The sequence below is a fragment of the Streptomyces kryoterrae genome (genome assembly GCF_054072135.1).
The window spans coordinates 6,828,881-6,855,349 of sequence record NZ_CM133358.1 but is presented as its reverse complement, the minus strand read 5'-3'; the positions used below and the strand labels follow the sequence as shown (position 1 = coordinate 6,855,349).

Sequence of the window (26,469 nt, the reverse complement as noted above, 5' to 3'; positions counted from 1 at the left end):
CCATGGCCGCCACCTACACCCTGCGGGCCAAGCACCGGCGTTCGAGGCTGCGCACCCTCGCCTTCCTCTCGCCCTGGATCATCGGTTTCACGGTCTTCTTCGCGTACCCGATGATCTCGACGGTCTACTTCTCGTTCATGCACTACGACGGCTTCAAGCCGCCGACCTGGAGCGGAACGAAGAACTGGAAGTACGTCTTCGAGTCCTACCCCTTCTTCTGGCCCGCCCTGCGCAACACCCTGTGGCTGGTCGTGATCATGGTGACCCTCCGTGTCCTGTTCGGACTCGGGATCGGCATGCTCATCACGAAGATCAAGGCGGGTACGGGCGTCTTCCGCACCCTCTTCTACCTGCCCTACCTCGCCCCGCCGGTCGCCGCGACGATGGCGTTCGCGTTCCTCCTCAACCCCGGTACGGGACCGGTCAACTCCATCCTGGAGAAGATCGGCATCCCGGCCCCGGGCTGGTTCAACGACCCCACCTGGTCCAAGCCGGCGCTCACGATGCTGGCCCTGTGGGGCATCGGCGACCTGATGGTGATCTTCATGGCCGCGCTGCTCGACGTACCGAGGGAGCAGTACGAGGCGGCGGAACTGGACGGCGCGACGCCCTGGCAGCGGTTCCGGTACGTCACGCTGCCGAACATCTCGCCGATCATCATGTTCGCCGTGGTCACCGGCGTCATCGGGGCGATGCAGTACTACACCCAGCCCCTGGTCGCCGGAAAGGTCGCCTCGGGTGTGATCCAGGGCGCGGGCACGTCGTTCGAGCCCGGCTACCCCGAGCACTCCACACTCACCCTCCCCCAACTCGTCTACAACCTCGGCTTCCAGCGCTTCGACTACGGCTCCGCCTGTGTCGTCGCCCTGGTGCTGTTCGCCCTCTCGATGGCGTTCACCGCGCTGCTGATGCGGCGCCGGGGCGGTCTCATCCAGGCAGGTGACTGACATGACCCAACTACTGGAACGGCCCGTGGAGTCGAAGGCATCCTCCGCCACGCCCGCCGAGCGCACGGCCCGCCGCAAGGCGTTCCTGGAATGGATCGCGGTCCACTCCCTCGGCGTCGCGGCGGCCCTCTTCTTCACCCTGCCCTTCGTGTTCGTGTTCCTGACCTCGCTGATGAGCGACTCGCAGGCACTCAGCCGGGACCTGATCCCGCACACCTGGGAGTGGTCCAACTACCGCAAGGTCTTCGACACCCCCGGCTTCCTCACCTGGTGGAAGAACACCCTGATCTACGCCGGTCTCGGCACCGTCCTGACCGTCGTGTCCTCCGTCCCCGTGGCGTACGCGCTCGCCAAGTTCCGCTTCCGGGGCCGGAACCTGACGCTCATGCTGGTGATCTCGATGATGATGCTGCCGCCCCAGGTGGTCGTCATCCCGATGTACCTGTTCTGGGCGAAGCAGCTGGACCTGTCCGGCACGCTGTGGCCGATGATCATCCCGCTGGCGTTCGGCGACGCGTTCTCGATCTTCCTGCTGCGCCAGTTCCTGATGACGATCCCGGGCGAGTACGTGGACGCCGCGAAGGTGGACGGCTGCAGTGATCTGCGCACCCTGCTGAAGGTCATCCTGCCGATGGCGAAGCCCGGCATCGCCGCCATCGCCCTGTTCCAGTTCTTCAACGCCTGGAACGACTACTTCGGCCCCCAGATCTACGCCTCCGAGAACCCGGGCGCGTGGACCCTGTCCTACGGCCTGGAGTCCTTCAAGGGCGCCCACCACACCGACTGGAACCTCACCATGGCCGCGACCGTGCTGGTCCTGGCCCCCGTGCTCCTCGTGTTCTTCTTCGCCCAGAAGGCGTTCGTCGAAGGCGTCACTCTCACCGGCGTAAAGGGTTGATCGCTACATGCTGTGTCTCCCCGGGGGACGACCCCCGGACCCCCGGCCGATGAACAGCGACGCCACCGGCGCCCGAAAGCAAGGGAACTCTCAGTGAAACTCACCGTGGTCGGCGGCGGTTCGACCTACACGCCCGAACTCATCGACGGTTTCGCGCGGTTGCGGGACACCCTGCCCATCGAGGAGCTGGTGCTCGTCGACCCGGCCGCCGAACGCCTGGAGCTGGTCGGCGGGCTCGCCCGGCGCATCTTCGCCAAGCAGGGGCATCCCGGGCGGATCGTCACGACCGACGACCTGGACCAGGGCGTCGAGGGCGCCGACGCCGTCCTGCTCCAACTGCGCGTCGGCGGCCAGGCAGCACGGCAGCAGGACGAGACCTGGCCGCTGGAGTGCGGCTGCGTCGGCCAGGAGACGACCGGCGCGGGCGGCCTCGCCAAGGCGCTGCGCACGGTGCCGGTGGTCCTGGACATCGCCGAGCGCGTCCGCCGCACCAACCCGGACGCCTGGATCATCGACTTCACCAACCCGGTGGGCATCGTCACCCGCGCCCTGCTGGAGGCCGGCCACAAGACGGTGGGCCTGTGCAACGTGGCGATCGGCTTCCAGCGGAAGTTCGCCGCCCTGCTGGGGGTGACCCCGGCCGACATCCACCTGGAGCACGTGGGCCTCAACCACCTCACCTGGGAGACGGGCGTCCGGCTCGGCGGCCCCGAGGGCGAGGACGTCCTCCCCCGGCTGCTCACCGAACACGGCGACCGGATCGCCGACGACCTCCGTCTTCCGCGCTCGGTCCTCGACCGCCTGGAGACGGTCCCCTCCTACTACCTGCGCTACTACTACGCCCACGACGACGTCGTACGGGAACTGCGCACCAAGCCCTCCCGGGCGGCAGAGGTGGCGGCGATGGAGGAGGAACTGCTGCGCATGTACGGCGATCCGGCCCTGGCCGAGAAACCGGAGCTGCTGGCCAAGCGCGGGGGCGCCTTCTACTCGGAGGCCGCCGTGGATCTGGCCGCGTCGCTGCTGGGCGCGGGCGGCAGTCCCTACCAGGTGGTGAACACGTACAACAAGGGCACGCTGCCGTTCCTGCCGGACGACGCGGTCATCGAGACGCAGGCCGCCGTGGGCCGCCAGGGGGCCACTCCCTTGGCCGTCCCGGCTGTCGACCCCCTGTACGCGGGGCTGATCGCCAACGTCACCGCCTACGAGGAACTGGCCCTGGAGGCCGCTCTGCACGGCGGGCGCAACCGGGTCTTCCGGGCACTGCTCGCACATCCGCTCGTCGGCCAGTACGACTACGCCGACACCCTCACCGACACCCTGATCGCGCACAACCGGGAGCATCTCGCGTGGGCATGACCGCACACGTCCTCGCCATCGACGCGGGCAACAGCAAGACCGACGTGGCGGTGGTCGCGGCCGACGGGGAGGTGCTGGCCACCGCGCGGGGCGGAGGGTTCCGGCCGCCGGCCGACGGTCTTGACACGGCGGTCTCCGGGCTGGCCGACGCCGTCGCCGAGGCGTTCACCGCAGCCGGGGTCTCGTCCGTCGACCGGGTCTCGGCGTGTCTGGCGAACGCCGACTTCCCCGTGGAGGAGCGGCAGTTCGCCGCCGCGCTGCACGCGCGCGCGTGGGGCGCGAGTGTCGACGTACGCAACGACACCTTCGCGATCCTGCGGGCCGGGATCACCGAGCCGCGCGGGGTCGCCGTCGTCTGTGGCGCCGGCATCAACTGCGTGGGGATGACCCCGGACGGCCGCACGGCCCGGTTCCCCGCGCTGGGGCGGGTCTCCGGCGACTGGGGCGGTGGCTGGGGCCTGGCGGAGGAGGCCATGTGGCATGCGGCGCGGGCGGAGGACGGGCGGGGCGGTCCCACGGCCCTGGTGTCCACCCTGCCCGCCCACTTCGGGCTCACCTCCATGTACGCGCTGATCGAGGCCCTGCACCTGGGGGGCGTCGACAACGCCCGGCGCCACGAGCTGACGCCGGTGCTGTTCGCCACGGCGGCGGACGGTGACCCGGTGGCGTGCGCGCTGGTGGACCGGCTGGCCGACGAGGTGGTGGCCATGGCCGTGGTCGCACTGGACCGCCTCGGTCTCCTCGAGGAGGAGACCCCGGTTCTGCTGGGCGGGGGTGTCCTCGCGGCCCAGCACGCCCGGTTGACGGACCGCGTCACCGAGCTGCTGGCCGCGCGGGCCCCCAAGGCCTTCGCCCGGGTGGTGACGGCACGGCCCGTGCTGGGGGCGGCGCTGCTCGGCCTGGATCACACGAACGCCCCGGCGGAGGTGCACGCGCGCGTACGACACTTCTACGAGGTCTGACCTGCTTCGTACGGGAACCGAACAGATTCCTCCGGCGTATTCATGGGCAGAGGGGTGGTGCGGGAAGCGCGTATGTATCCGAATGCATGGCGGCGCGCCCCGGCACCACACCACCCACTGCGACACAACGCCGCCGCACTGCGATCCGATCAAGATCCAGTCAAGGCCGGTGCGGATTGTCAGTGCCGGGGGCGATACTGGCGGTGACGGATGACCATGGGGGAGGTCACAGTGACAGCTACGAGCAGTGCGGCACCACCGGCGCCGGGCTCGCCCGACCCGTCAGGCGTGTCCGGCACGTCTGCCGCCTCGGGCCTGCCCGCCATCCCCTCCCAGCCGGGCAGGGGTCCCGCTCCCGGTGTCCCCCAGCCCCCGCGCCGTACCGCCTTTGCCGAGGGCGTCGACCAGCTGCGGGCCGCCGCGACCACCGAACCGGGGCGGCTGCGGATCATCGGCGCCCTGCTCGCCGTGCTCGTCGTCGCGTTCGGTGCGGTCACCGCCTGGCAGATGACCGACCGTTCGTCCGCCGCGGACGACGTGCTGAACAACAGCCAGCCCCTCAGCTCGGCCGCCGCGGACATCTACAGCTCCCTCGCGGACGCCAACACCGCCGCCTCCAGCGGTTTCCTGGCCGGCGGTGACGAGACGCCGGCCTCCCGCGAGCGCTACCAGACGGACATCCGCAACGCCGCGGCCAAGCTCTCCGCCGCCGCGACCAACTCCGAGCCGGACTCCGAGTCCGCGACGACCATCGCCGATCTCAACAAGCTGCTGTCGGAGTACACCGGTTACATCGAGCGGGCCCGTGCCAACAACCGGCTCGGCTTCCCGGTCGGCGGCTCGTACCTGCGGCTGGCGAACGAGACGATGCAGGACCGGATGCTCCCGCAGGCGGAGAAGCTCTACGCCAAGGAGAACCAGCGGCTGCGCTCCGACTACGCGGACGCGACCTCGTACCCATGGGCGTCGATCGGCCTCGGCGTCGCCGTGCTCGGCGCCCTCGTCTGGGCCCAGCGGCGCAACTACCGGCGTACGAACCGGGTGCTGAACCACGGTCTGGTGGCGGCGACGGCCACCGCGACGGTCGTCCTGCTGTGGCTGGTCGCCGGACAGAGTTTCGCCCGCTCGGGGCTCAATGACTCCTACGACCACGGCATCCGCTCGCTGAACGTGCTGCACGACGCCCGGATCGCCTCCCTCAAGGCCCGCGGCAACGAGAACCTGACGCTGGTGGCGCGCGGCGCGGAGACGGTCGAGCTGAAGAACGGCAAGGTCGTCGACGCCTACGACCACGACTTCGAGGGCGACATGAGCGCGCTCGGCAAGGGCCTGGCCGAGGCCGAGAACCTCGCCGACGACCCTACGGGCAAACAGCCGGTCACCTCGGCCGTCGGCGGCATGGAGGAGTGGAAGAAACGCCACGACGAGGCGCAGACGGCGTACGAGTCGGGTGACTTCCAGCAGGCGCTCGCCCGCGTCATAGGGGACAAGAGCGACAAGCCGACCGGCGAGTGCTTCGACAGCGTCGACAAGGCCCTGAAGACGGCGATCGGGCATGAGCAGACGGAGTTCCAGCAGTCGGCCAGGGACGGCCGCGACGCGATGATCGGCCTCCCGCTGGGCGCCGCGGCCCTCGGGCTGCTGGGCGCGGCGGGCGCGGTACTCGGCATCGGGCGCAGGCTGTCGGAGTACCGCTGATGCGGTGCGAAGAGGTAAGAACAGTACGGACGCGGTTCGAAGCAGCACAGCAGCAACACGAAGCAGCACAAGGGAGTGCGGCGGCAAGGGAGTTCGGGCGATGAGAGGGGGCGGGACGATGAACGCACAGCGGCTTCCGCGGAGTCCGCGCACCGGTCTCCAGGTCCTGCGGGCCGGTCTCCGGGCTCTGCGTGCCGGGCTGCGGGGCTGGGGCGGTGTGGGAGCGATGGCGGCCGTCTGCGCCCTCGCGGTGACCTTCGCGCTGCTGCTCCCGCTGACCCAGTCGCCCGGCGACGGCGGTACGGAGACGGGTGGGCAGGGCGTCGCCGAGGGCATCCAGGCGAGGGCCGCGGCGGAGTGCGGGAACCCGCAGGACCAGAGCCCGGATCCGTCCCCGGTGGACGGGAAGACGATCGCGGCGATCAAGGCCCGTAAGGACCCGCGGCTGATCGTCGGCGTCGACCAGAACAGCTACCGCTGGGGCTACCGCGATCCGAACGGCGGCAAGTCGGCGGAGCTGGAGGGCTTCGACATCGACCTGGTCCACCGGATAGCGAAGGACATCCTCGGCGACGAGAACGCGGTCCAGTTCAAGGCCATCCCGACCAACCAGCGCATCCCGGCGATCAAGGCCGGCCGCGTCGACATGATCGTCCGCACGATGACGATCACCTGCAAGCGCCTGGAGGACGTGGCGTTCTCCGCTCCGTACTTCCTCACCGGCCAGCAGGTCCTCGCGCCCAAGAAGTCCTCGATCAAGGGATACGACAAGACACTCGCCGGCAAGCGGATCTGCTCGGCGGAGGGCTCCACGGCACTCGAGCAACTGAAGACGGACCGGGCGGCGAAGAAGACCGGGGTCGCCACCTCCGACATCGGGACGGTCGTCCCCAGCCAGCTCGACTGTCTCGTCCGGCTCCAGCTCGGCCAGGTGGACGCGGTGGTGACCGACGGCGCGCTCGCCGCGAGCCAGGCGGCGCAGGACCCGACGGTGGAGCTGAAGGGCGACACGTTCACCACCGACTACTACGGCGTGGCGGTGAAGAAGGGTGCGAACGACCTGGCGGCCCGGGTCAATCTCATACTGAAGCAGTACATCGCCGACGGCGGCTGGCAGGCGTCGTACGACAAGTGGCTGTCTCCGACCCTCGGCAGCACATCGGAGTCGGCGAAGCCGCCGCTGCCCCACTACAAGAACTGACGTTCACCGACCGATCAGCGAGCCGAACGAACGAGCCAACCACACGAGTAGTCGAGGTGATCGATGGGCGTCACGGGAGCCACCGGGCCGGTGATGGACCGGGACGAGGTGGACCGTGCGCTGGCGCGGCTCGGCGCGGAGCACGAGGCGATCGAGACCTCGCTCCTCGCCCTCCAGGACCACGCGGGCCGCCGACTCCTCGAAGGCGCCGAGCTCGCCGGCACGACCAAGGAGCGCTGGACGTCCGCCGACGCGTCGATCACGCTGCTGTGGGCGTACTTCGACGCGTACTCGGACACGTTCCACGCCGCCCGTGACATCCGTTCGCGCCGCCGCTGGTCCAGCCGGGAGGACCTGGTGGAGCTGACGGAGCTGCTGCGCGGCGAGTGCGTCACGGTCGCGGGCAGCGCGACGGCGACGGCCAACGCGCCCACCCTGCACGGCACCGGGAAGCTCAGCCACCAGTACTCCCTGGCCGCCCTGGTGGAGCGGATGAACGAGCTGTACGCGACCTCGCTGGACATGGTCGTCACCGCCGACGCCGTCTGGTCGGCCCTGCCCGCGCGGATAGATCTACTGGCCGCGGAGCTGCAGCGCACCCGCCAGCTGGCGCACTCCGTGGGCGTACGCCCCGGCGAGCACCCGGCGGGCGACGACCTGGAGCGCATCACCCGCACCCTGACCGCCCTGCGCGAGCGGGTGATCTCCGACCCGCTCGCGTTCTGGCTGCCCGCGCAGGGCAGTTCGGCGCCCGGCGGCGGCCGTCCGGACACCACGGTGTACGACCGGGAGGCGCGCGCCCTGGAGGACGTACGCCGGGAGATCGACGCCGTGCTGACGGTCCGCCAGGACTCGGAGGCACGGCTCATGAAGCTGCGCGACCTGCTGTCCCGCGCGGACCGCACCCTCGCCGAGGCGCGCAGCGCCCGCGGTGAGGTGCTGGCGAAGATCGCCGCGTCGGAGGTGCCCGCCGTCAGCGGCCCGCCCACGGCGTTGCAGGAGCAGCTGTCGATGGCCGCCGACTACCGCAGACACGCCCAGTGGCACCGGCTCTCGCCGCTCCTGGAGTCGCTGGAGGCGAAGGCGGAGGACGAACTGATGCGCGCCCGCGAGTCGTTGACGGCGGTCACCCAGCCGTTGGCGGTCCGCGCGGAGTTGCGCGGCCGGCTCGACGCGTACCGGGCGAAGGTCGCCCGGCACGGTCTCGCGGAGGACCCGCTGCTGATCGAGCGGTACGACGCGGCGCGCCGCATGCTGTGGAGCGCGCCCTGCGACCTGCGGGTCGCCGAGCAGGCCGTGCTGCGCTACCAGCAGGCCGCCGCCGAGTACTTCGGCGGCCCGCGGGTGCCCGGCCAGGCCGGACCCAGTGACCGGAGGGGGGACCACTGATGACCGGATCCGAACAGCAGAAGTGCCAGCGGCCCGACTGCGAGGGCTCTTACGAGGACATGGGCGGCGGCGAGCTGTACTGCGACACGTGCGGCCTCGCGCCGGTCGTGTCGGCCGGCGGCATGGCCGGTTCGTCCTCGGCCTCGGCGGCTTCCCGTGCGTCTGCCCTCTCCGCCCGGACCTCCCGCACCTCCCGCTCCTCGCAGTCCCGCCGCTCGGTCTCCGGCCGGCTGTCGCGGTCCACGTCGGGGAAGGCGACGGGCCGTTCGGTGTCGGTGCGCAGCTCCGGTTCGAGCGCCGGGTCCACCGGGCGCGGCCGGCTCGGCGCGGGCCTGGTCGAGGTGCCGGGTGTGCCGCGGCCCGACCCGCGCGCGATGGTGCTGGACAACCCGGAGGTGCCCGAGCGCAAGCGGTTCTGCTCGCGCTCCGACTGCGGGGCGCCGGTGGGGCGGGCGCGCGGCGAGGGCCGGCCGGGGCGTACGGAGGGGTTCTGCACGAAGTGCGGGCACCCGTACTCGTTCACGCCGAAGCTGCACACCGGTGACATCGTGCGCGGCCAGTACGAGGTGGTGGGCTGTCTGGCGCACGGCGGCCTCGGCTGGGTCTACCTCGCCGTGGACCGGGCCGTGTCCGACCGGTGGGTGGTCCTCAAGGGCCTGCTGGACACCGGGGACCAGGACGCGATGGCCGCCGCGATCTCCGAGCGGCGCTTCCTCGCGGAGATCGAGCACGCCAACATCGTGCGGATCTACAACTTCGTCGAGCATCTCGACCAGCGCACGGGCTCCCTCGACGGCTACATCGTCATGGAGTACGTCGGCGGCAAGTCCCTGAAGGAGATCGCCAACGACCGCCGCACCCCGGCCGGGAAGCGGGACCCGCTGCCGGTGGAACAGGCGTGCGCGTACGGCATCGAGGCGCTCGAAGCCCTCGGCCATCTGCACAGCCGCAACCTGCTGTACTGCGACTTCAAGGTCGACAACGCGATCCAGACCGAGGACCAGCTGAAGCTGATCGACATGGGCGCGGTCCGCAGAATGGACGACGACGAGTCGGCCATCTACGGCACGGTCGGCTACCAGGCGCCGGAGGTCGCGGAGGTCGGCCCGTCGGTGGCGTCCGACCTGTACACGGTCGCACGCACGCTCGCTGTCATGACGTTCGACTTCCAGGGCTACACGAACGTGTTCGTGGACTCCCTGCCCGACCCCGACCACATCGAGGTCTTCCGCCAGTACGAGTCGTTCTACCGGCTCCTGGTCCGCGCCACCGACCCCGACCCGGCCCGCCGGTTCGCGTCCGCGCAGGAGATGTCCGAGCAGCTGACGGGCGTACTGCGCGAGGTCGTGTCGCTCCAGACGGGGCGGGCCCGGCCCGCGCTGTCGACGCTGTTCGGGCCCGAGGTGAAGGTCACGGACTCGGAGTTGTTCGGCGTGCTGGACGGGGAGGTGTCGAGGCTGGGGGCACGCGTGGCGACGCCCCGGAAGAAGTCCGCGCCGCCGGCCGCTCCCGCCATCGGCGGCACCACCAGGGCCCTCACCGGCGCCCCGCGGCTCGTCAGGCCCATCGACGCCGCCGCAGCCGCGCTCGCGCTGCCCGTGCCCCGCGTCGACCCGACCGACCCCAACGCGGGCTTCCTGGCAGGGCTGTTGGCCTCGGCGGCCGGGGAGCTGATCGCCGCCCTCGCGGTGGTCCCGGCGCAGTCGACGGAGACCCGGCTGCGGGAGGTGCGGGCCCGGCTGGAGAACGGGGACGCCGCGACCGCCCTGGAGTCGCTGGTCAGGCTGGAGGAGGACCGGCCCGACGACTGGCGGGTGGTCTGGTACCAGGGCGTGGCGTCGCTGGTGACGGGCGATCACGAGAGCGCCGCGCTGTCGTTCGACGCGATCTACGACGCCTTCCCGGGCGAGAGCCCGCCCAAGCTGGCCCTCGGGCTGTGCGCGGAGGTGCTCGGGCAGCTCGACAACGCCGCCGAGTACTACCGGCTGGTGTGGACGACCGACCCGAGCTATGTGAGCGCCGCGTTCGGCCTGGCCCGCGTCCAGTTGGCGGCGGGCGACCGCCGTAGCGCCGTGAAGACGCTGGAGTCGGTTCCGGAGGCCTCGATCCACTACACGGCGGCCCGCGTGGCAGCCGTACGGGCACGGCTGCGGCAGCGGACCGCCGTCGCCGCCGACGCGCCGTTCCTGGACGATCTGATCGCGTCCGCCGGGCAGGTGGAGGCTCTCGGCGGATACGGTCTGGACGCGGTCCGGCGGGAGCAGCTGTCGACGGAAGTCCTCGGCTGCGCGCTGGACTGGATACTCTCCCATGGCCAGGGTGTTGCCCCTCCTGCCGTCGGGGGGCGGGTGCTGCTCGGCAGCGACCTGGACGAGCGTGGTCTGCGCTTCGGTCTTGAGCGCTCGTACCGCACGCTGGCCCGGCTCGCGCAGGGCGGCGAGGAGAGGATCGACCTGGTGGAACGCGCCAACCGTTACCGCCCCCGGACGTGGGTGTAGTTGATGTCCCAGATGCCCCAGCCACCTCAGCCACCCCGGCCGACGGCCCTGTCCCGGTGCCCGAACTGCGAGGAGCCGCTCGAGTCGGGCGACCGGTTCTGCGGCGCGTGCGGGTACGACCTGTCGGCCGTGCCCCCGCGCCCCGGTGACTCCCCGACGCTCACCCTGAGCGGCGCCCTCGCGTCCGCGCCGCACCCGCCTTCGGAGGCCGCTTCCGTGGACTGGCCCCACGCACCCGAGACCAGCAGCTCCGGCAAGCCGGCGCCCGTGCACCTGGCCACCGACCTCCCGGGCACCGACTCGGGCGGGATCGCGCTCCCGCCGGTGCCCGGCCGCTCGCCGGTGCCCGGAGCGCCGCCCACGGGCTCACCGAACTCCCCGGCCACGGGCGTACGGTTCGACCGGCCCGCCGGCGGTGAGCCCGACGAGTACCCGCTCCAGGCGCCCGCCCCGCGCCCCGCCGGGACTGCGACGCCCCCGGCCGGTACCAAGGTGTGCGTGGCCTGCCTCGCGGGCCGTGTCGACAACGACGGCTACTGCGAGAACTGCGGGCACGCCCAGCCGCGCGAGCGCGACCACATGGAGGACGAGGTCGGACCCCTCGCCGCGGTCACCGACCGAGGCCTGCGCCACCACCGCAACGAGGACGCGTACGCGATCTCCCACACCACGCTGCCCGACCGCACGCCCGCGCTCGTCGCGATCGTCTGCGACGGCGTCTCCTCGGCGACCCGCCCCGACGAGGCCTCGCTCGCCGCGTCCCGGGCGGCCGGCGACTCCCTGATGGCGGCCCTGCCCCAGGGCACCCATCCGCAGCAGGCGATGCACGACGCAATCATCGCCGCCTCGCACGCCGTGAACGCGCTGGCGGACGGGCCCGCCGGGGCCCGCGAGCACACCCCGCACCAGAACTCCCCCGCCTGCACCCTGGTGGGCTCCGTCGTCACCCCGACGCTGCTGGTCGTCGGCTGGGTCGGCGACAGCCGCGCCTACTGGGTGCCGCTGGACCGCTCCACCGCCCCGGCCCGGCTCACCGAGGACGACTCGTGGGCGGCGCAGATGGTCGCCGCGGGCCTGATGAACGAGGCGGAGGCGTACGCCGACGAGCGCGCCCACGCCATCACGGGCTGGCTCGGCGCGGACGCGTACGAACTGGAGCCGCACACCGCTTCCTTCAAGCCGGACCGGCCGGGCGTGGTGGTGGTGTGCACGGACGGGCTGTGGAACTACGCGGAGGCGGCGGACGAGCTGGCCGAGGTTCTCCCGCCGGACGCCGCCTCACGCCCACTGCACGCCGCCCAGGTCCTGGTCGGTCACGCGCTCGACGGCGGGGGCCACGACAACGTAACAGTGGCCGTCGTGCCGTTCCCCGCCCCGTCGCAGGGGGCAGGATCGGCCTGAGGGCACTGACACGGGGGTGTCCGCGGAAGGACCGGAGGGGACTGGTCCGCATACAGTCACTGCTCCACGGATGTGGGGTTTTCGAGGGGGAGCGAAGCACGCATGGCCAATTTCTCGAAGTCGAACGTGCCGCAGTTCTCGGTCGACGTGTACCAGAACGAGTACCTGCCCGACGGCGGCCGTGAGGTCAGCGCGATCGTGACGGTCACCGCGACCGGCGGCGGCACGGTCGGCACCGGCATCTCGGCACCGCACCTCTACGCACCCGGCCAGGGTCCGGACGCGGCCGTGGCGATCATGGTCGACTGCTCCGGCTCGATGGACTACCCGCCGACCAAGATGCGGGGCGCCCGGGAGGCGACGGCCGCCGCGATCGACGCCGTGCGCGACGGGGTGCACTTCACGGTGATCGGCGGCACACACGTCGCCAAGGAGGTCTATCCGGGCGGCGGGCGGCTCGCGGTCGCCGACGCCGCCACCCGCGAGCAGGCCAAGCAGGCGCTGCGCCGGCTGAGCGCGGGCGGCGGCACGGCCATCGGCACCTGGCTGCGCCTCGCCGACCGGCTGCTGTCCTCGTCCGAGGTCACCATCCGGCACGGCATCCTGCTCACCGACGGCCGCAACGAGCACGAGTCGCCGGAAGACCTGAAGGCCGCCCTGGATTCCTGCGCGGGCCGCTTCACCTGCGACGCGCGGGGTGTGGGTACCGACTGGGAGGTCAAGGAGGTCACCGCCGTCGCCTCCGCGCTGCTGGGCACCGCCGACATCGTCGCCGACCCGGCCGGCCTCGCCGCCGACTTCACGCAGATGATGGAGACGGCCATGGGCAAGGAGGTCGCGGACGTCGCCCTGCGGCTGTGGACCCCGGTCGGCACGGAGATCAAGTTCGTCAAGCAAGTGGCTCCCACCGTCGCCGAGTTGACCGACCGTCGCATTGAGGCGGGCCCCCGCGCCGGTGACTACCCCACCGGCTCCTGGGGGGACGAGTCGCGCGACTACCACGTGTGCGTCCAGGTGCCCTCCGCCGGCCTGGGCCAGGAGATGCTGGCCGCCCGCGTCTCCCTGGTGATCCCGCAACCCGACGGCAGCGCCCAGAACCTCGGCGCGCAGGGCCTCGTACGGGCCGTGTGGACCGACGACATGGCCGCCTCGACGTCGATCAACCCACAGGTCGCGCACTACACAGGCCAGGCGGAACTGGCACAGGTCATCCAGCAGGGTCTGGATGCCCGTAAAGCGGGCGATGTCGACGGCGCGACGGCCAAGCTGGGACGGGCCGTACAGCTCGCCAGCGCCTCCGGAAACGCGGATACTGCGAAACTGCTTGCGAAGGTGGTGGACGTGGTCGACGCAGCGGCGGGTACTGTGCGACTGAAGGCGAAGGTCGAAGAGGCCGACGAGATGACGCTCGAGACACGGTCCACAAAGACTGTTCGTGTAAAGAAGTAGATACACAAAACGTAGCGAAGAGGAGAGGGGGAAGCGCCGACATGCCGACCTGCCCGAACGGACACCAGTCGGGTTCCGACGACTGGTGCGAGGTCTGCGGTCACCGCATGGCCGGTGCCGTGCCCCCGCCCCCGCCGCCACCCCCCGCGTCCGGTTACGGCTATCCGCCGCCGGGTTCCGCCACCGGCGCGCCCGGCAGCCGCTCGCACCTGTCCGCCGTGCCGGACGCCGAGCAGGAGCTGTGCCCGCAGTGCCGCACCCCGCGTGAGGGGGGCGCTCCGTTCTGTGAGGAGTGCCGGTGGAACTTCCTGACGAACACGGCGACCTCGTACACCCCGGCCGCCCCGCGCCCCCCGGCGCCGGGACCCGGCCAGGGCCAGGGGTACGGCGCGGGTCCCGGCCAGCGTTTCCCGTCCGCGCCGCCGCCGGGCCCGTCCTACGGCGGTGGTGGTGACGGGTACGACTACCAGAGCTCGCGCCCGTCGCAGATGAACCGCCCCGCCGAACCGATCCCGCCCTTCGGCGGCGACCCGTCACGCCCGGTCCCCCCGCCGCCGGGTCCCACTCCCGGTGGTCCCGGCGGTCCCGGCGGTCCTGGTGGTACGTCCGCCGGCGGACCGCAGGGTTACCAGTCCAGCGGTCCCGGAGGCCCAGGCGGTCCTGGTGGTACGTCCCCCGGCGGGCAGCAGGGTTACCCGCCCGGCGGCCCCGGCGGCTCGCAGGGATACCAGCAGCCCGGTCCCCCCGCCACGTCCGGCGGGCCCCAGGGATACCCGCAGCCCGGAGGCCCTGGAGGGCCCGGTGGCGCGCCGCAGGCGTTCCAGCCGTCCGGTCCGCCCTTCCAACCCGCGTTCCCGCAGGAGACGGGCCGCCCCGGTGGCCCGCAGCCCGCCCCCGGCGGTGGCTACGGCGGCGGTGACGACGACTGGGTGATCTCCCCGCCCGCCGGCGGCCCGGGCGGACCCCCGCCCCCGCAGCAGGGCGGCGGCTACGGCTACCCGCAGCCCGGCATGACCCAGGCCCCGCCCGCACCCGGCGGCGGCTACGGTCAGCAGCAGCCGCTGACCTGGTCCGCGACGATCGGCCCGGACCGCCAGTACTTCATGGCGATGATGCAGCGCTCCGGCCCCGAGGCCGCAGGCCTGAACCTGCCCGCGTACTCGCCGGAGCAGCAGCGCCCGCTCACCGGCAACCAGATCACCATCGGCCGCCGCCGGCACTCCACGGGCGAGTCCCCGGACATCGACCTGGCGGTGCCGCCGGAGGACCCGGGCGTCTCGCACCAGCACGCGGTACTGGTGCAGCAGCCCGACGGCAGCTGGGCGGTCGTCGACCAGAACTCGACGAACGGCACGACGGTCAACAACTCCGAGGAGCCCATCCAGCCCTTCGTCCCCGTACCGCTGCAGGACGGCGACCGGGTGCACGTGGGCGCGTGGACGACGATCACGATCCGTCGGGGATAGACGGGAACAGGCTGGAGACAGGCCGCAGACAGGGCTGTCAGACGGGAAGGGGCCAGGCGTACGGACCGGTGGGTTCGTCGAGCCAGGCCCACTCCTGACCGCCGCTGACGGTGATCCCGTACCGCTCCCGTACCGGCCGGTCCTCACGCTCCCACAGCGCGTACGCCTCCTGCGGGTCCAGGCTGCCCCGGGTGAGCGTCAGCAGGAACCGGAACAGTTCGTCCTCGCGTGCCCGGGCCGGGAGTGCGCCCAGATGCGGGACGGCGGGCTCCGGACGGCTCTGCCCGCGCAACGGCACAAAATAGGCGGACGTGTGCAGGAAGCGGCCCTCGGCGTGCTCGGCGTCGAGGACCGTGAGGGCGGCCAGACCGGTGGCGAACGGCGTCAGGACGCGGGCTCCCGGGCGGCACTGGGCGAGCCACGCGCACGGGACCGAGCTGAGCGTGCAGGTCGCGATGATCCGGTCGAAGGGGCCCCGCTCGGGCACGCCGCGGGCGCCGTCCCCGGTGACGACGACCGGGTGGTGTCCGGCGGCGGCCAGATGCCGGCGGGCCGACTCGGTGATCTCCGGGTCCAGATCCACCGTCGTGACGAGCGCGTCGCCGAGGCGGTGGGCGAGCAGCGCCGCGTTGTACCCCGTACCGGCGCCGATCTCCAGGACGTTGTGCCCGTCCTCGATCTCCAGCTCGGTGAGCATCATGGCCATCAGCGAGGGCTGACTGCTGGAGGAGACCAGTTCGCCGTCGCGCATCCGGGTCGCGAGCGGCGCGTCCGTGTAGGCACCGCGCACCCAGCGCTCACGCGTGCGCGGGTCGGGACTCCCGCCCCACAGCCGCTGCCGGCCGGACACGGCACCGGCGTAGTAGTACGGCACGAACAGATGCCGCGGCACCGCCTCGAACGCCTCCCGCCAGACCGGGTCACCGTCCCAGGCCCCGCTCGCCTCGATCACGCGCAGGAGTTCCGCCCGGGCCGAGGCGGCGAGGTCGCCGAGGTCGTCGTCCCTGCCCTCGTGGACAGCGTGCGTGCTCATACGTCCACTGTCCTGCGCCCTGGGCCGGGACGCGAGCGCCGATACCGGCCGGAACGCGACGGGACCCTCAGTGCGCGGCCCGGACGGGGTGGTCCTAGGCCTTGAGTCCTCGGCCGGTCCGTCTGAGACCATGGTGAGGTGAACGAGATTCCGCGCGGCACGCTTCAGGAGCAGACCTTCTACGAGCAGGTCGGCGGCGAGGAGACCTTCCGGCGCCTCGTGCACCGGTTCTACGAGGGTGTCGCCGAGGACCCGCTGCTGCGGCCCATGTATCCGGAGGAGGACCTGGGCCCGGCCGAGGAGCGCTTCACGCTGTTCCTGATCCAGTACTGGGGCGGCCCCACGACGTACAGCGAGAACCGCGGCCACCCCCGGCTGCGGATGCGCCACGCGCCCTTCGCCGTCGACCGGGCCGCGCACGACGCGTGGCTGAAGCACATGCACGTCGCCGTCGAGGAGCTCGGCCTCTCCGAGGAGCACGAGCGGACGCTGTGGAACTACCTGACGTACGCGGCGGCCTCGATGGTCAACACGGACGGCTGACCACCCTCGGGAGGCCGCGTCGTACGTCGCCGGTGTCAGCGGACGCTTACGTCCAGCGCCCCGAGTCCCGCCCTGCGTACGGCGATCGAGCCGAACTCGGTGCGCAGCCGCAGCCAGGGCCCCGAGGAGACCAGCGCGAGCGGTGCCGCGGCGGACGCCAGGGCGCCCTGTGCCGGTCGCAGGAAGCCCAGGGACTGCGCCGCGTGCACGGCCCGTACCGGCAGGCGGGTGTCCCCCACCGGCCGGGTCCAGATCTCCCGTCCGATCCGGTCGAGTTCGGCGCGGGTACGCAACTCGGGTGCCAACTCCTGCGTACGGGACCGGAATTCGGCGACCGCCGCGGCGACCATGGCGCGCAGCGCGTCCGGTGCGGGCAGGCCGGGCTCAGGGCGCCAGCCGCCACGCGGGGGCAGTACCCCGGCCCAGGGCGGCCCGGTCACCGCGCCGGGAACGGTGAGAGTGGCGGCCGACTCGTCCACCGTCTCCAGGAGTTCACCGGCCGACACGGTGACGTCGAGGGCGACGTCCAGGCCGTTCTCGTACGGCTTGGCGAGCCTGGCCGCGCGGATCGCGAGAACCTCGAAGGACGGGGGCCGCCCGAACACGGCGAGCGCGGTGCCGGCCGCCTGGAGGCGCACCGCTGCCCCACGGTCGTAGTGGAGCAGCCGGGCGAGAAAGGCGGCGACGTCGGCCGCCTCCCCCGCGTCGGCGAGGTGCAGGACCGTCATGCGGCGACGGCCCCGCCCTCTTCGGCGTTCTCGTCCTCGGCGTCGTCCGCGTCCATGTACTCCTCCAGGAACTCCCGTTCCTCGGAGGTGATACGGCGCGGGCGCTGCGTCGCGAAGTCGAACGGCACGACGACCGTCGAGGCCCGGACGTACACCTGGTCCGGGTCCTTGACCTCGTAGGTGAGCGTGAAGGAAGCCGCTCTTATCCGCGTGACCCACAACTCGATGTCCACGGGCGTGTGCCGGTGGACCAACTGCCTTTTGTAGTCGATCTCATGGCGCGCCACCACGGACCCCTGCTGAAAATCCTTGTCCGGGCGGAACAGGAAGTCGATACGGGCTTCCTCCAGGTACCGGAGGAAGACCACATTGTTGACGTGGCCGTACGCGTCCATGTCCGCCCAGCGCAGCGGGCAGCGGTAGATGTGCCGCAAGATCGATCAGCCCCGGGTCAGCTTCTTGTAGGTGGCGCGGTGCGGACGCGTGGCATCCGCCCCCAGCCTCTCGACCTTGTTCTTCTCGTACGACTCGAAGTTGCCCTCGAACCAGTACCACTTCGACTCGCCCTCGTACGCGAGGATGTGCGTCGCGACCCGGTCCAGGAACCAGCGGTCGTGGGAGATGACCACGGCCGCACCGGGGAACTCGAGCAGCGCGTTCTCGAGCGAGGACAGAGTCTCCACGTCGAGGTCGTTGGTGGGCTCGTCGAGGAGCAGCAGGTTGCCGCCCTCCTTGAGGGTGAGAGCCAGGTTCAGACGGTTGCGCTCACCACCGGAGAGGACACCGGCGGGCTTCTGCTGGTCCGGGCCCTTGAAGCCGAAGGCGGACACATAGGCCCGCGACGGCATCTCGACCTGACCGACGTTGATGTAGTCGAGCTCGTCGGAGACGACGGCCCACAGCGTCTTCTTGGGGTCGATGTTGGCGCGGCTCTGGTCGACGTAACTGATCTTGACGGTGTCGCCGACCTTGATCGCACCGGAGTCGGGGGTCTCAAGGCCCTGGATCATCTTGAACAGCGTGGTCTTGCCCGCGCCGTTCGGGCCGATGACGCCCACGATGCCGTTGCGCGGCAGGGTGAAGGACAGGTCGTCGATGAGGACCTTGTCACCGAAGGCCTTGGAGAGGTTGTTGACCTCGACGACGATGGAGCCCAGACGCGGGCCCGGCGGGATCTGGATCTCCTCGAAGTCCAGCTTCCGCATCTTGTCGGCCTCGGCTGCCATCTCCTCGTAACGGGCGAGGCGCGCCTTGGACTTGGTCTGCCGGCCCTTGGCGTTGGACCGGACCCACTCCAGCTCTTCCTTGAGCCGCTTCTGGCGCTTCTCGTCCTTGCGGCCCTCGACCTTGAGGCGGGTGGACTTCTTCTCCAGGTACGTGGAGTAGTTGCCCTCGTAGGGAATCGCGCGGCCGCGGTCCAGCTCGAGGATCCACTCGGCGACGTTGTTCAGGAAGTACCTGTCGTGAGTGACGGCGACGACGGCGCCCGCGTACTTCGAAAGGTGCTGCTCCAGCCAGTTCACCGACTCGGCGTCGAGGTGGTTGGTGGGCTCGTCGAGGAGGAGCAGGTCCGGGGCCTCGATCAGCAGCTTGCAGAGTGCGACGCGGCGCTTCTCACCACCGGAGAGGTTGACGACCGGCCAGTCGCCGGGCGGGCAGCCCAGCGCGTCCATGGCCTGCTCCAGCTGCGCGTCGAGATCCCAGGCGTTGGCGTGGTCCAGGTCTTCCTGGAGCTTGCCCATCTCGTCGAGGAGCGCGTCCGAGTAGTCGGTCGCCATCAGCTCGGCGACCTCGTTGAAGCGGTTGAGCTTGCCCATGATCTCGGCGGCGCCGTCCTGGACGTTCTCCAGGACCGTCTTGGACTCGTCGAGCTCAGGCTCCTGCATGAGGATGCCGACGCTGTAACCGGGCGACAGGAAGGCGTCGCCGTTGGACGGCTGCTCAAGGCCCGCCATGATCTTGAGAACGGTGGACTTACCGGCACCGTTCGGGCCGACCACACCGATCTTCGCGCCGGGCAGGAAGCTCAGCGTCACGTCGTCAAGGATGACCTTGTCGCCGTGCGCCTTGCGCGTCTTGCGCATGGTGTAAATGTACTCAGCCAAGAGAAACCGTCCGGCAGCTTGAAATCTGGCAGTGGTGGGATGCAACCCATCTTGCCGTACCGCTACCCCTGCGGGGAAACGAGTACGTCAGCGGCCCCGGATACCCGGAAGGCGAGCCGGGGCCGCGTGGTTCAGTGGGTCACCGTGCGGTCACACACTGTTGAGTTGTCAAGGTGCGGTGTCGCTCGCGTTCACCCCCGGGGGCCCGCCCCGTGCTGCTCCTTCTTGCCGACGAGGAGCACCACGCCCCCGCCGATCACCAGCAGGACGATCGCTATGCCCGCGATCATGGGTGTCGCGCTGGAACTGCCGGTCTCGGCCAGATTGACGCCGGCGGCGGGGGTGCCGCCCGCCAGGGCCGGGCTCGGTTCGCTGAGTGTCTGGACGGCGTCGCCGCCCGCGCTGCCCTGGGTCTCGCAGTCGAGGACACCCGCGAACCGCTGCTCGAAGCCGTTCGGCCCCAGGATCGTGAAGTCGTACGGCTGGTCCTCCTGCAAGGGGATCGTCACCGTCCGCGACTCCCCGGCCGCGATGGTGTGCTCGAAGCCCATCAGCTGGAAGGTGAAGGCCTCGTCGCCCTTGTTTACGGCCGTGATGTCCACGCCGTCCTTGGCGCAGTTCTTCCGCGCCGACAGTGCGGGGACGGGACCCGTGGCCGCCCAGTTCGCGGTCGCCGTCGCGGAGACCGTGGACTCGCTGGAGCCGGCGAGGATCTGGGTCTGGCTCCGGCTGTCGGAGGTGAAGGCGCGGCCGACCGGCACACTGGTCGAGGCCTGGACGCTCAGCGCGGCCGAACCGTCCAGCGCGTCCTCGGGCACCTCGAAGAACACCTGGCCGCCGTCGACCGCAGACGTGACGGCCTTGCCGTCCTGGTCGACGACCCGCACCCCGCTCGTCGCGGCGTCGGCGGGCGGTATCACCGTGACGCTGTCCGCGTCGGTGTGCACCGTGACCGGTCCGAGCAGCTCACCGGGGTGACCGGAGACCGCGGGCGGGTCGAGGGTCAGGGAAGCGTCGGGCTCCGCGAGGTTCTGCGCGCTCTTCTCCAGATAGTCCGCGAGCTTCTCGGCCCTCGGGTCCACGGCGTCCACGTCCGCGCCGTCCGAGTAGCGCCAGATGGCCACCTGGGTGCCCGCCGCCGCGTCCTGCTCGGTGAGGCCGGCCGCGCCCGCCCGGGCGGCCAGCGCCGCGAGGTCGTTCACCTGCGGATAGGAGTTCTGCAGGATCCAGCGAATCCGGCCCGCGTCCTTGTTGGCGCCCAGGGAGGTGCCGCTCCAGGAGGTCTCCTGGTACTTGGCGTCCTTCTGTGTCGGGGTGTGCAGGTCGACGCAGTACGTCTGCAGCATGCCGCCGTTGTCGACGGACATCTCGAACAGGCCCGCGGACACCTGCTCATCCCCGTCGTCCCCGTGGACGACAGCCGCGCCGTATGTCTTCAGCCCGCCTATGGTGGCGGTCGCCCCGCCCTGCTGCTGCGGAGTGGCGTCCGCGACGGCCGTACCCGCGGTGACCAGGGCGCCGGTGACGACGAGGCCGGACACCATCGTCGCGGCGGCGAGCCGGGCCGCCGCCGCTCGCCCGCGCCCGGACAGCGCGGAGAACGAAGAAAACACAGAATTCCCCTTCGAGCAGGACTCGTTGACGTGGGGGGTGCGGTCCCGCCAGCAGCATCAGAAGCCCCGTGAGCTATCCGGGCATCCTAGGGATGTGGCGCACCGCACTTCCCAGTCCTGTCATCGGATAACCGATCCGACTCGGAATCGTTATCGCCAAGATCATCCATATGTCGGTCAGTCCACCGATAAGCCTCAGTCCGGTCGGCGCCCGCGCCCACCGCGGCCCGACGTCACGTCACCGCAGCGGGCTCCCGCCGTTGTTGCGCCGCGGCCCCGCCCTCGTCGTCGACCGGTGTCTCCCAACTGGGTTCGGAACGAGGCGGTGCCGCGGCCTCGCCCTTGGGCGGGCCGGCTGAGCGCCGGAAGGCCGACGTGCCCCGCGCGAGATCGTGGCCGATCGCCACGGCGTCGATCTCCGCCGACGTCCGGCTCTGCCCGTCGCGCATCTCCGTGCGCACCTTCAACCTGCCCTGCACGATGACCGGTTCGCCCAGCGACAGTGACGCCCCGACGTTCGTCGCGAGTGCTCGATTCGCCCACACCGTGAAGAAGTTGGTGTGTCCGTCCGTCCACGTGTTCTTCTCGCGGTCCCAGTAGCGCGAGGTCACCGCCAGCCGGAACCTCACCGACGCCCCCGACGCCAGGTCGCGGTACACCGGCTGCGTCGCCACGTTGCCCACCGTGCACACCATCGTCTCGTTCACGCGAACCACCCCTCCCGGTCCCGGCGCACTCGCGCCGGGCGGATACCCGTACGGGCCCGTCCCGTACGGCTGCCTCCGACACGGCGACCGCGAGAACCTCTCCGACCACGAGAACCTCTCCGGTCACCGCTTCGCGCCGATCGCGTCCGTCGTGATCGCCGCCAAGCCAGAATGCATCCGTCGGTCCGAGCCCGCTGAGCCCTGTGGACTACCGGCCGGTTGTGGAAAACTCCGTCACCCGACCGAGGGACCCCACGTCTCCCCCTCCCGTCGCTCCTCCCGTCACTCCTTCGGGATTCAGCCCCTTTGACCTGCCCGTTTCCCCGCGCTCACCCCACCACCGACCGTGCCCCCGTGACCCGCACGTACTGCTCCCGTACCTCGCGATACCGCAGCAGTTCCGCCGCCACCGGATCCAGGACCCGGGCCCGGCCGCAGCCGGCCGCCGCCTCCCGCAGCCGCCGTTCCGCCTCCAGGCCGTACCGGCGGGCCGGTCCGCGAGCCGCCAGTCTGCAGCTCCACTCCACACCCGGGCCGCCGACGATGCCCACCGACATCAGCAGCACCGGCACGCCCAGGTTCGGCGCCATGACCCCGACGATCTGGGCCACCAGCCACAGCCCGCCGACGATCTGAAGGATCGTCATGGACGCCTGCGCCAGCACGGCGACCGGCCACCAGCCCGGCCGGGGCGGCCGTCCCGTGGGCGTCCCGGCGCGTGTCGCCAGCTCGTCCAGCGCCTCGGGCAGGCCCTGGGACCCCCGTACGGCCGCCTCGCGCACCGCCAGTGCCCATGGGGCGGGCAGTCCGGTCGACGCCCGCTCAGCGACCGTACGCACCGCCTGTTCGACACGCTGGCGGGCCGTGGCCTCCTCGTCCGGCTGCTCGCTCACGGCAATGCGGCCGGTGGAGGTCTCCCGCCGGTCCTGGCACCACCGCCACAGTCGCAGCCACGGGGTGCCGCAGGCGCGGTTGGCGTTGCGCAGCCAGACACGTTCGGCGGCCTGGCCGGCGGCGGTGGCGCCCACCGCGTCGGCGAGCCGAGCGGAGAACTCCTCCCTGGCCCGTTCGCTCAGCCCGGCGCGCTGTCCAGTGGCGTAGACGGGCCGCAGCTGCCATGCGGCGGCGTCGAGGTCGGCCGAGATCCGGCGGGCCGCGGCCCCGCGCTCGCCCACGAACTGACCGAGCGCCTCGCGCAGTTCGCCGATGCCGTCCCCGGTGAGCGCGGACAGCGCCAGTACGGTGGCGCCCGGTTCGCCGTACTCCCCCAGGGCGATGCCATCCTCGTCGAGCAGTCGCCGCAGGTCGTCGAGGACCTGGTCGGCGGCCTCCCCGGGGAGGCGGTCCACCTGGTTGAGGACGACGAACATGACCTCGGCGTGTCCGGCCATGGGCCGCAGATAGCGCTCGTGGAGGATGGCGTCCGCGTACTTCTCCGGATCGACGACCCAGATGACCGCGTCGACCAGTGCCAGTACGCGGTCCACCTGTTCGCGGTGCTGGACGGCCGCCGAGTCGTGGTCGGGCAGGTCGACCAGGACCAGGCCGCGCAGTTGCGCCTCGGCCTCCGCGCTCTGCAGTGGGCGCCGGCGCAGCCGTCCGGGGATGCCCAGCCGGTCGATGAGGGTCGCCGCGCCGTCGCTCCAGCTGCACGCGATGGGCATGGCGGTGGTCGGCCGGCGTACACCGGTCTCCGAAATGGCCACTCCGGCGAGGGCGTTGAAGAGCTGGGACTTGCCACTGCCGGTGGCGCCCGCGATGGCGACGACGGTGTGCTGCCCGGAGAGCCTGCGCCGGGCCGCCGCCTCGTCGAGGACCCGGCCGGCCTCGGCGAGCGTTCTGCTGTCCAGCCGGGTGCGGGACAGCCCCACGAGCTCACGGAGTGCGTCGAGCCGCGAGCGCAGCGGCCCGTCGTACGCCAGGGGCATCACGGGCTGCGGGACGCTGCTGGAGACCCGGGGCTCGACGACCGTCTCGCGCGCGGGAGGGTCGGTCTCGGACACGCGGCGCGCGATCAGGCCGTCGTCCCAGGCGCCGGAGGACTCGGATTCCGGACGGGGGTCGGTACGCCCGACGGCCACGCGCGCGTGGCCGTCGCCGTCTCGGTCTCCGTCGGCATCACCGTCGGGGGAAGCGGCCTTCCCGGGAGCTTCGTTTTCGGCCGCCTCGCCCTCGCTGCCCTGCTCCTCGCCCGGCTCCCCTCCTTCCCTCTGTTCTCCCTCCCTCTGCTCTTCCTTCTCCTCCTTTTCCTGGTCCTTCTGCTCGGCTTTGCCGCCATCGGAAAGGTCCTCGCGGGGAGGCACGTTTTCGGCCGAGGCGTCGTGGTGGTCGTGGTCAGTGACGGCGGTCACCGCGGTCACCTCTCCTTCTGCAGTACGGACAGCGCGGCGATGAGTTCGGCCTGGGGCTCCGGATGGACGTCGAGGGCGTCGAGCGGGGCGAGGCGGCGCTCGCGTTCGGCGTGCAGGACCCGGCCCAGGTAGTCGGCGAGGAGCCGTCCGCCACGGTCGCGCAGTCGCAGGGCGCCGTGGGCGCCGATGCGTTCGGCGAGCCCCTCGCCCGCGGACCGGGCCCGCCGGCCCCCCAGCAGTGCGGTGGCGACGAGCGCGGCGACCGCCTCGACGTCCGTGGCGGCACTCCGGTCGAGGTCGCGCAGTTCCTCCTCGGCGTACTCCTCCAGCTCGCGCCGCCACCGGCGTACGGCCATCCCGATGCGGTGTTCGACGCTCTCCTGGGACGGGTCGCGGCCGGTCAGTTCGGGGGCGTCCGCGGCGGGTTCGCGGCGCCAGGCGTCGTCGACGCGTTCGTCGGCGGCGGTGACGGAGCAGAGCAGGAGGGCGCAGAGGCTCTCCACGAGGGCGTCGAGGAGTTCGCCCGCGGAGCAGTCGAGCGGGAAGGCGCGCCACCGCTTCAGCGCGTCCCCGGCGAGGACTGCGCCGGCCTGCAACCGCCCCCGTACGCGCGCGTGCTCGCTGTCGTAGGCCCCGTCGACGGCCGCGGTGAGGCGCATGGCGGCCGAGTACTGCGCGGCAGCGGCGCCGGCCAGCTCGGGCATGCGGGACTTGAGGGAGTCGAGGACGCCGTACGCCGTACGGGCCATGGCCTGCTGGCGGCTGGCCGGGTCCTGCGCCTGCTGGGTGAGCCAGGCGCGCAGCGGGGCCACCGCGGTGGCCGGAAGAAGCCCACCGCCCCAGGCGGACTCGGGCAGTTCGGGCACGGTGAAGCGCGGTACGTCGCCGAGGCCGGCTTTGGTGAGGAGGGCGCCGTACTGCCGGGACACCTCGGACACCACCTGGTGGGGCACCCGGTCGAGAACGGTGACGAGGGAGACCTGGTAGTCCTTGGCGGTACGCAGGAGATGCCAGGGGACGGCGTCGGCGTACCGTGCCGCCGTGGTGACCATGATCCAGATGTCGGCGGCGCAGATCAGTTCGGCGGCGAGGACGCGGTTGTCGGCCACGAGGGAGTCGACGTCGGGGGCATCGAGGAGGGCGAGTCCGCGCGGCAGGCTCTCGGCGGTCTCGACGCGCAGAACCCTTGCCCCGTCCTCGCCGGGGAGCAGCAGATCGTCGCCGGGGTCCTGTCCCGGCTCCTGCGGGGGCACCCACACGCGCGTGAGGTCGGGCAGTACGCGCATCCCGCTGAACCAGTGGTGGTCCTCGGGATGGCAGACCAGTACCGGCGTCCGGGTCGTGGGCCGCAGTACGCCGGCCTCGCTGACCCGGCGTCCCACAAGGGAGTTGACGAGGGTCGACTTGCCGGCCCCGGTGGACCCGCCCACAACGGCGAGCAAGGGCGCTTCAGGTTCCCTCAGGCGGGGCACCAAGTAGTCGTCGAGTTGCGCGAGCAGTTCGTCGCGGTTGGCACGCGCGCGTGGAGCCCCGGGCAGGGGCAGCGGGAAGCGTGCGGCGGCGACACGGTCGCGCAGGGCGGAAAGTGCGTCGAGCAGCTGAGGCCGTACGTCCAAGGTCACCACATGTGAAGAATGCCCAATTTTAGGGGAATTCTGAAGCATATGAGCATGCCTGCGCGCCGACGGAACACAAGGGACGGAAGGGGCGACTGGGACGTAGGCGCAGTCCAGGCATAACGAGTGGACAACACCCGCGGCGCGAGAGGGCAAAAGCGGTGCACGATTCGTACCTGCCTGCGATTATCAGGACCGCTTCACCGAACCTCCACATTGAGCCACGGAGGGGAAGCAACCAGGACAAGGACCCGGGAGCCCTATCCTTGTCCCCGGCAACGTCAAGGACCGGCCCACACCCGGGCCCACCCTGACCGAGGCCACCACACCCGGCCCCCGTAGCTCAGTGGATAGAGCAGGCGCCTTCTAAGCGCTTGGCCGCAGGTTCGAGTCCTGCCGGGGGCGCAAACAACCTCTCACCAGCGGAAACAGGTGGGAGGCCTTTTCATGTCGGGCCAGCACAGCGGTATTTGGCCAAGCGCCTTGAGGATTCCAGAGATCGGCG

General features: G+C 71.3%; 20 protein-coding genes and 1 tRNA gene. 13 read left to right on the top strand and 8 right to left on the bottom strand.

What is annotated here, in order from left to right; genetic code table 11:
• The first annotated feature begins 2 nt into the window (after nt 1-2).
• The 11 genes from ACW4TU_RS30530 (at nt 3) to ACW4TU_RS30480 (ending at nt 15,268) form a co-directional block, all read left to right on the top strand.
• On the top strand, nt 3-947 hold the full coding sequence (locus ACW4TU_RS30530) for a carbohydrate ABC transporter permease (protein WP_457418308.1): 945 nt from the start codon (nt 3-5) through the stop codon (nt 945-947).
• Nucleotide 948: 1 nt separating this feature from the next.
• On the top strand, nt 949-1,845 hold the full coding sequence (locus ACW4TU_RS30525; protein WP_457418306.1) for a carbohydrate ABC transporter permease: 897 nt from the start codon (nt 949-951) through the stop codon (nt 1,843-1,845).
• 93 nt (nt 1,846-1,938) lie between these two features.
• A complete protein-coding gene (locus tag ACW4TU_RS30520) occupies nt 1,939-3,204 on the top strand; it encodes a 6-phospho-beta-glucosidase (protein ID WP_457418304.1) in 1,266 nt (421 codons plus the stop codon).
• Complete coding sequence (locus ACW4TU_RS30515) at nt 3,195-4,166, top strand: N-acetylglucosamine kinase (protein ID WP_457418302.1); 972 nt, start codon at nt 3,195-3,197, stop codon at nt 4,164-4,166. Before ACW4TU_RS30520 ends, ACW4TU_RS30515 begins: the two co-directional genes overlap by 10 nt.
• A gap of 216 nt (nt 4,167-4,382) precedes the next feature.
• Nucleotides 4,383-5,864 (top strand): hypothetical protein, encoded by a 1,482-nt coding sequence (locus tag ACW4TU_RS30510; RefSeq protein ID WP_457418300.1) that lies wholly within the window; start codon nt 4,383-4,385, stop codon nt 5,862-5,864.
• A gap of 118 nt (nt 5,865-5,982) precedes the next feature.
• On the top strand, nt 5,983-7,065 hold the full coding sequence (locus ACW4TU_RS30505; RefSeq protein ID WP_457418298.1) for a glutamate ABC transporter substrate-binding protein: 1,083 nt from the start codon (nt 5,983-5,985) through the stop codon (nt 7,063-7,065).
• Between the two features lie 63 nt (nt 7,066-7,128).
• On the top strand, nt 7,129-8,454 hold the full coding sequence (locus ACW4TU_RS30500; protein ID WP_457418296.1) for a hypothetical protein: 1,326 nt from the start codon (nt 7,129-7,131) through the stop codon (nt 8,452-8,454).
• The gene (locus tag ACW4TU_RS30495; RefSeq protein ID WP_457418294.1) at nt 8,454-10,952 is read left to right on the top strand and encodes a serine/threonine-protein kinase; all 2,499 of its coding nucleotides are present in this window, start codon (nt 8,454-8,456) and stop codon (nt 10,950-10,952) included. The genes ACW4TU_RS30500 and ACW4TU_RS30495 overlap by 1 nt, the downstream gene beginning before the upstream one ends.
• Nucleotides 10,953-12,353, top strand: coding sequence for a PP2C family protein-serine/threonine phosphatase (locus ACW4TU_RS30490; RefSeq protein WP_457418292.1), 1,401 nt, complete (start codon nt 10,953-10,955; stop codon nt 12,351-12,353).
• Nucleotides 12,354-12,455: 102 nt separating this feature from the next.
• Nucleotides 12,456-13,802, top strand: coding sequence for a vWA domain-containing protein (locus ACW4TU_RS30485; RefSeq protein ID WP_457418290.1), 1,347 nt, complete (start codon nt 12,456-12,458; stop codon nt 13,800-13,802).
• A 41-nt stretch (nt 13,803-13,843) separates the two neighbouring features.
• Nucleotides 13,844-15,268 carry an FHA domain-containing protein gene (locus ACW4TU_RS30480; RefSeq protein WP_457418288.1) on the top strand — a complete coding sequence of 475 codons (1,425 nt, stop codon included), beginning with the start codon at nt 13,844-13,846 and terminating at the stop codon, nt 15,266-15,268.
• Nucleotides 15,269-15,305: 37 nt separating this feature from the next.
• Here the strand turns inward: ACW4TU_RS30480 and ACW4TU_RS30475 are convergent, their stop codons facing one another.
• Nucleotides 15,306-16,301, bottom strand: a complete 996-nt coding sequence (locus ACW4TU_RS30475) for a methyltransferase domain-containing protein (protein ID WP_457418286.1) — start codon at nt 16,299-16,301, stop codon at nt 15,306-15,308.
• A gap of 138 nt (nt 16,302-16,439) precedes the next feature.
• Between ACW4TU_RS30475 and ACW4TU_RS30470 the strand changes: the two genes are divergently transcribed.
• On the top strand, nt 16,440-16,844 hold the full coding sequence (locus ACW4TU_RS30470; protein WP_457418285.1) for a globin: 405 nt from the start codon (nt 16,440-16,442) through the stop codon (nt 16,842-16,844).
• Nucleotides 16,845-16,879: 35 nt separating this feature from the next.
• Here ACW4TU_RS30470 and ACW4TU_RS30465 read toward each other — a convergent pair whose 3' ends face one another.
• From ACW4TU_RS30465 to ACW4TU_RS30435, 7 genes are all read right to left on the bottom strand, one after another.
• On the bottom strand, nt 16,880-17,572 hold the full coding sequence (locus ACW4TU_RS30465) for a DUF8185 domain-containing protein (RefSeq protein WP_457418283.1): 693 nt from the start codon (nt 17,570-17,572) through the stop codon (nt 16,880-16,882).
• Nucleotides 17,569-18,006, bottom strand: a complete 438-nt coding sequence (locus ACW4TU_RS30460) for an acyl-CoA thioesterase (RefSeq protein WP_457418281.1) — start codon at nt 18,004-18,006, stop codon at nt 17,569-17,571. Before ACW4TU_RS30460 ends, ACW4TU_RS30465 begins: the two co-directional genes overlap by 4 nt.
• A 6-nt stretch (nt 18,007-18,012) precedes the next feature.
• Entirely contained in the window at nt 18,013-19,677 is a 1,665-nt protein-coding gene (gene ettA, locus ACW4TU_RS30455) for an energy-dependent translational throttle protein EttA (RefSeq protein WP_457418279.1), read from the bottom strand.
• 191 nt (nt 19,678-19,868) lie between these two features.
• Nucleotides 19,869-21,290, bottom strand: a complete 1,422-nt coding sequence (locus ACW4TU_RS30450) for a Cys-Gln thioester bond-forming surface protein (protein ID WP_457418277.1) — start codon at nt 21,288-21,290, stop codon at nt 19,869-19,871.
• Nucleotides 21,291-21,523: 233 nt separating this feature from the next.
• Entirely contained in the window at nt 21,524-21,997 is a 474-nt protein-coding gene (locus ACW4TU_RS30445; protein ID WP_457418275.1) for a single-stranded DNA-binding protein, read from the bottom strand.
• A gap of 329 nt (nt 21,998-22,326) precedes the next feature.
• Complete coding sequence (locus tag ACW4TU_RS30440; RefSeq protein ID WP_457418273.1) at nt 22,327-24,357, bottom strand: YfjP family GTPase; 2,031 nt, start codon at nt 24,355-24,357, stop codon at nt 22,327-22,329.
• Nucleotides 24,354-25,973 (bottom strand): dynamin family protein, encoded by a 1,620-nt coding sequence (locus tag ACW4TU_RS30435; protein WP_457418271.1) that lies wholly within the window; start codon nt 25,971-25,973, stop codon nt 24,354-24,356. Before ACW4TU_RS30435 ends, ACW4TU_RS30440 begins: the two co-directional genes overlap by 4 nt.
• A 323-nt stretch (nt 25,974-26,296) precedes the next feature.
• On the opposite strand from ACW4TU_RS30435, the gene ACW4TU_RS30430 reads away from it, so the two are divergent.
• Nucleotides 26,297-26,369: transfer RNA gene (locus ACW4TU_RS30430), tRNA-Arg, on the top strand.
• Nucleotides 26,370-26,469 lie beyond the last annotated feature (100 nt).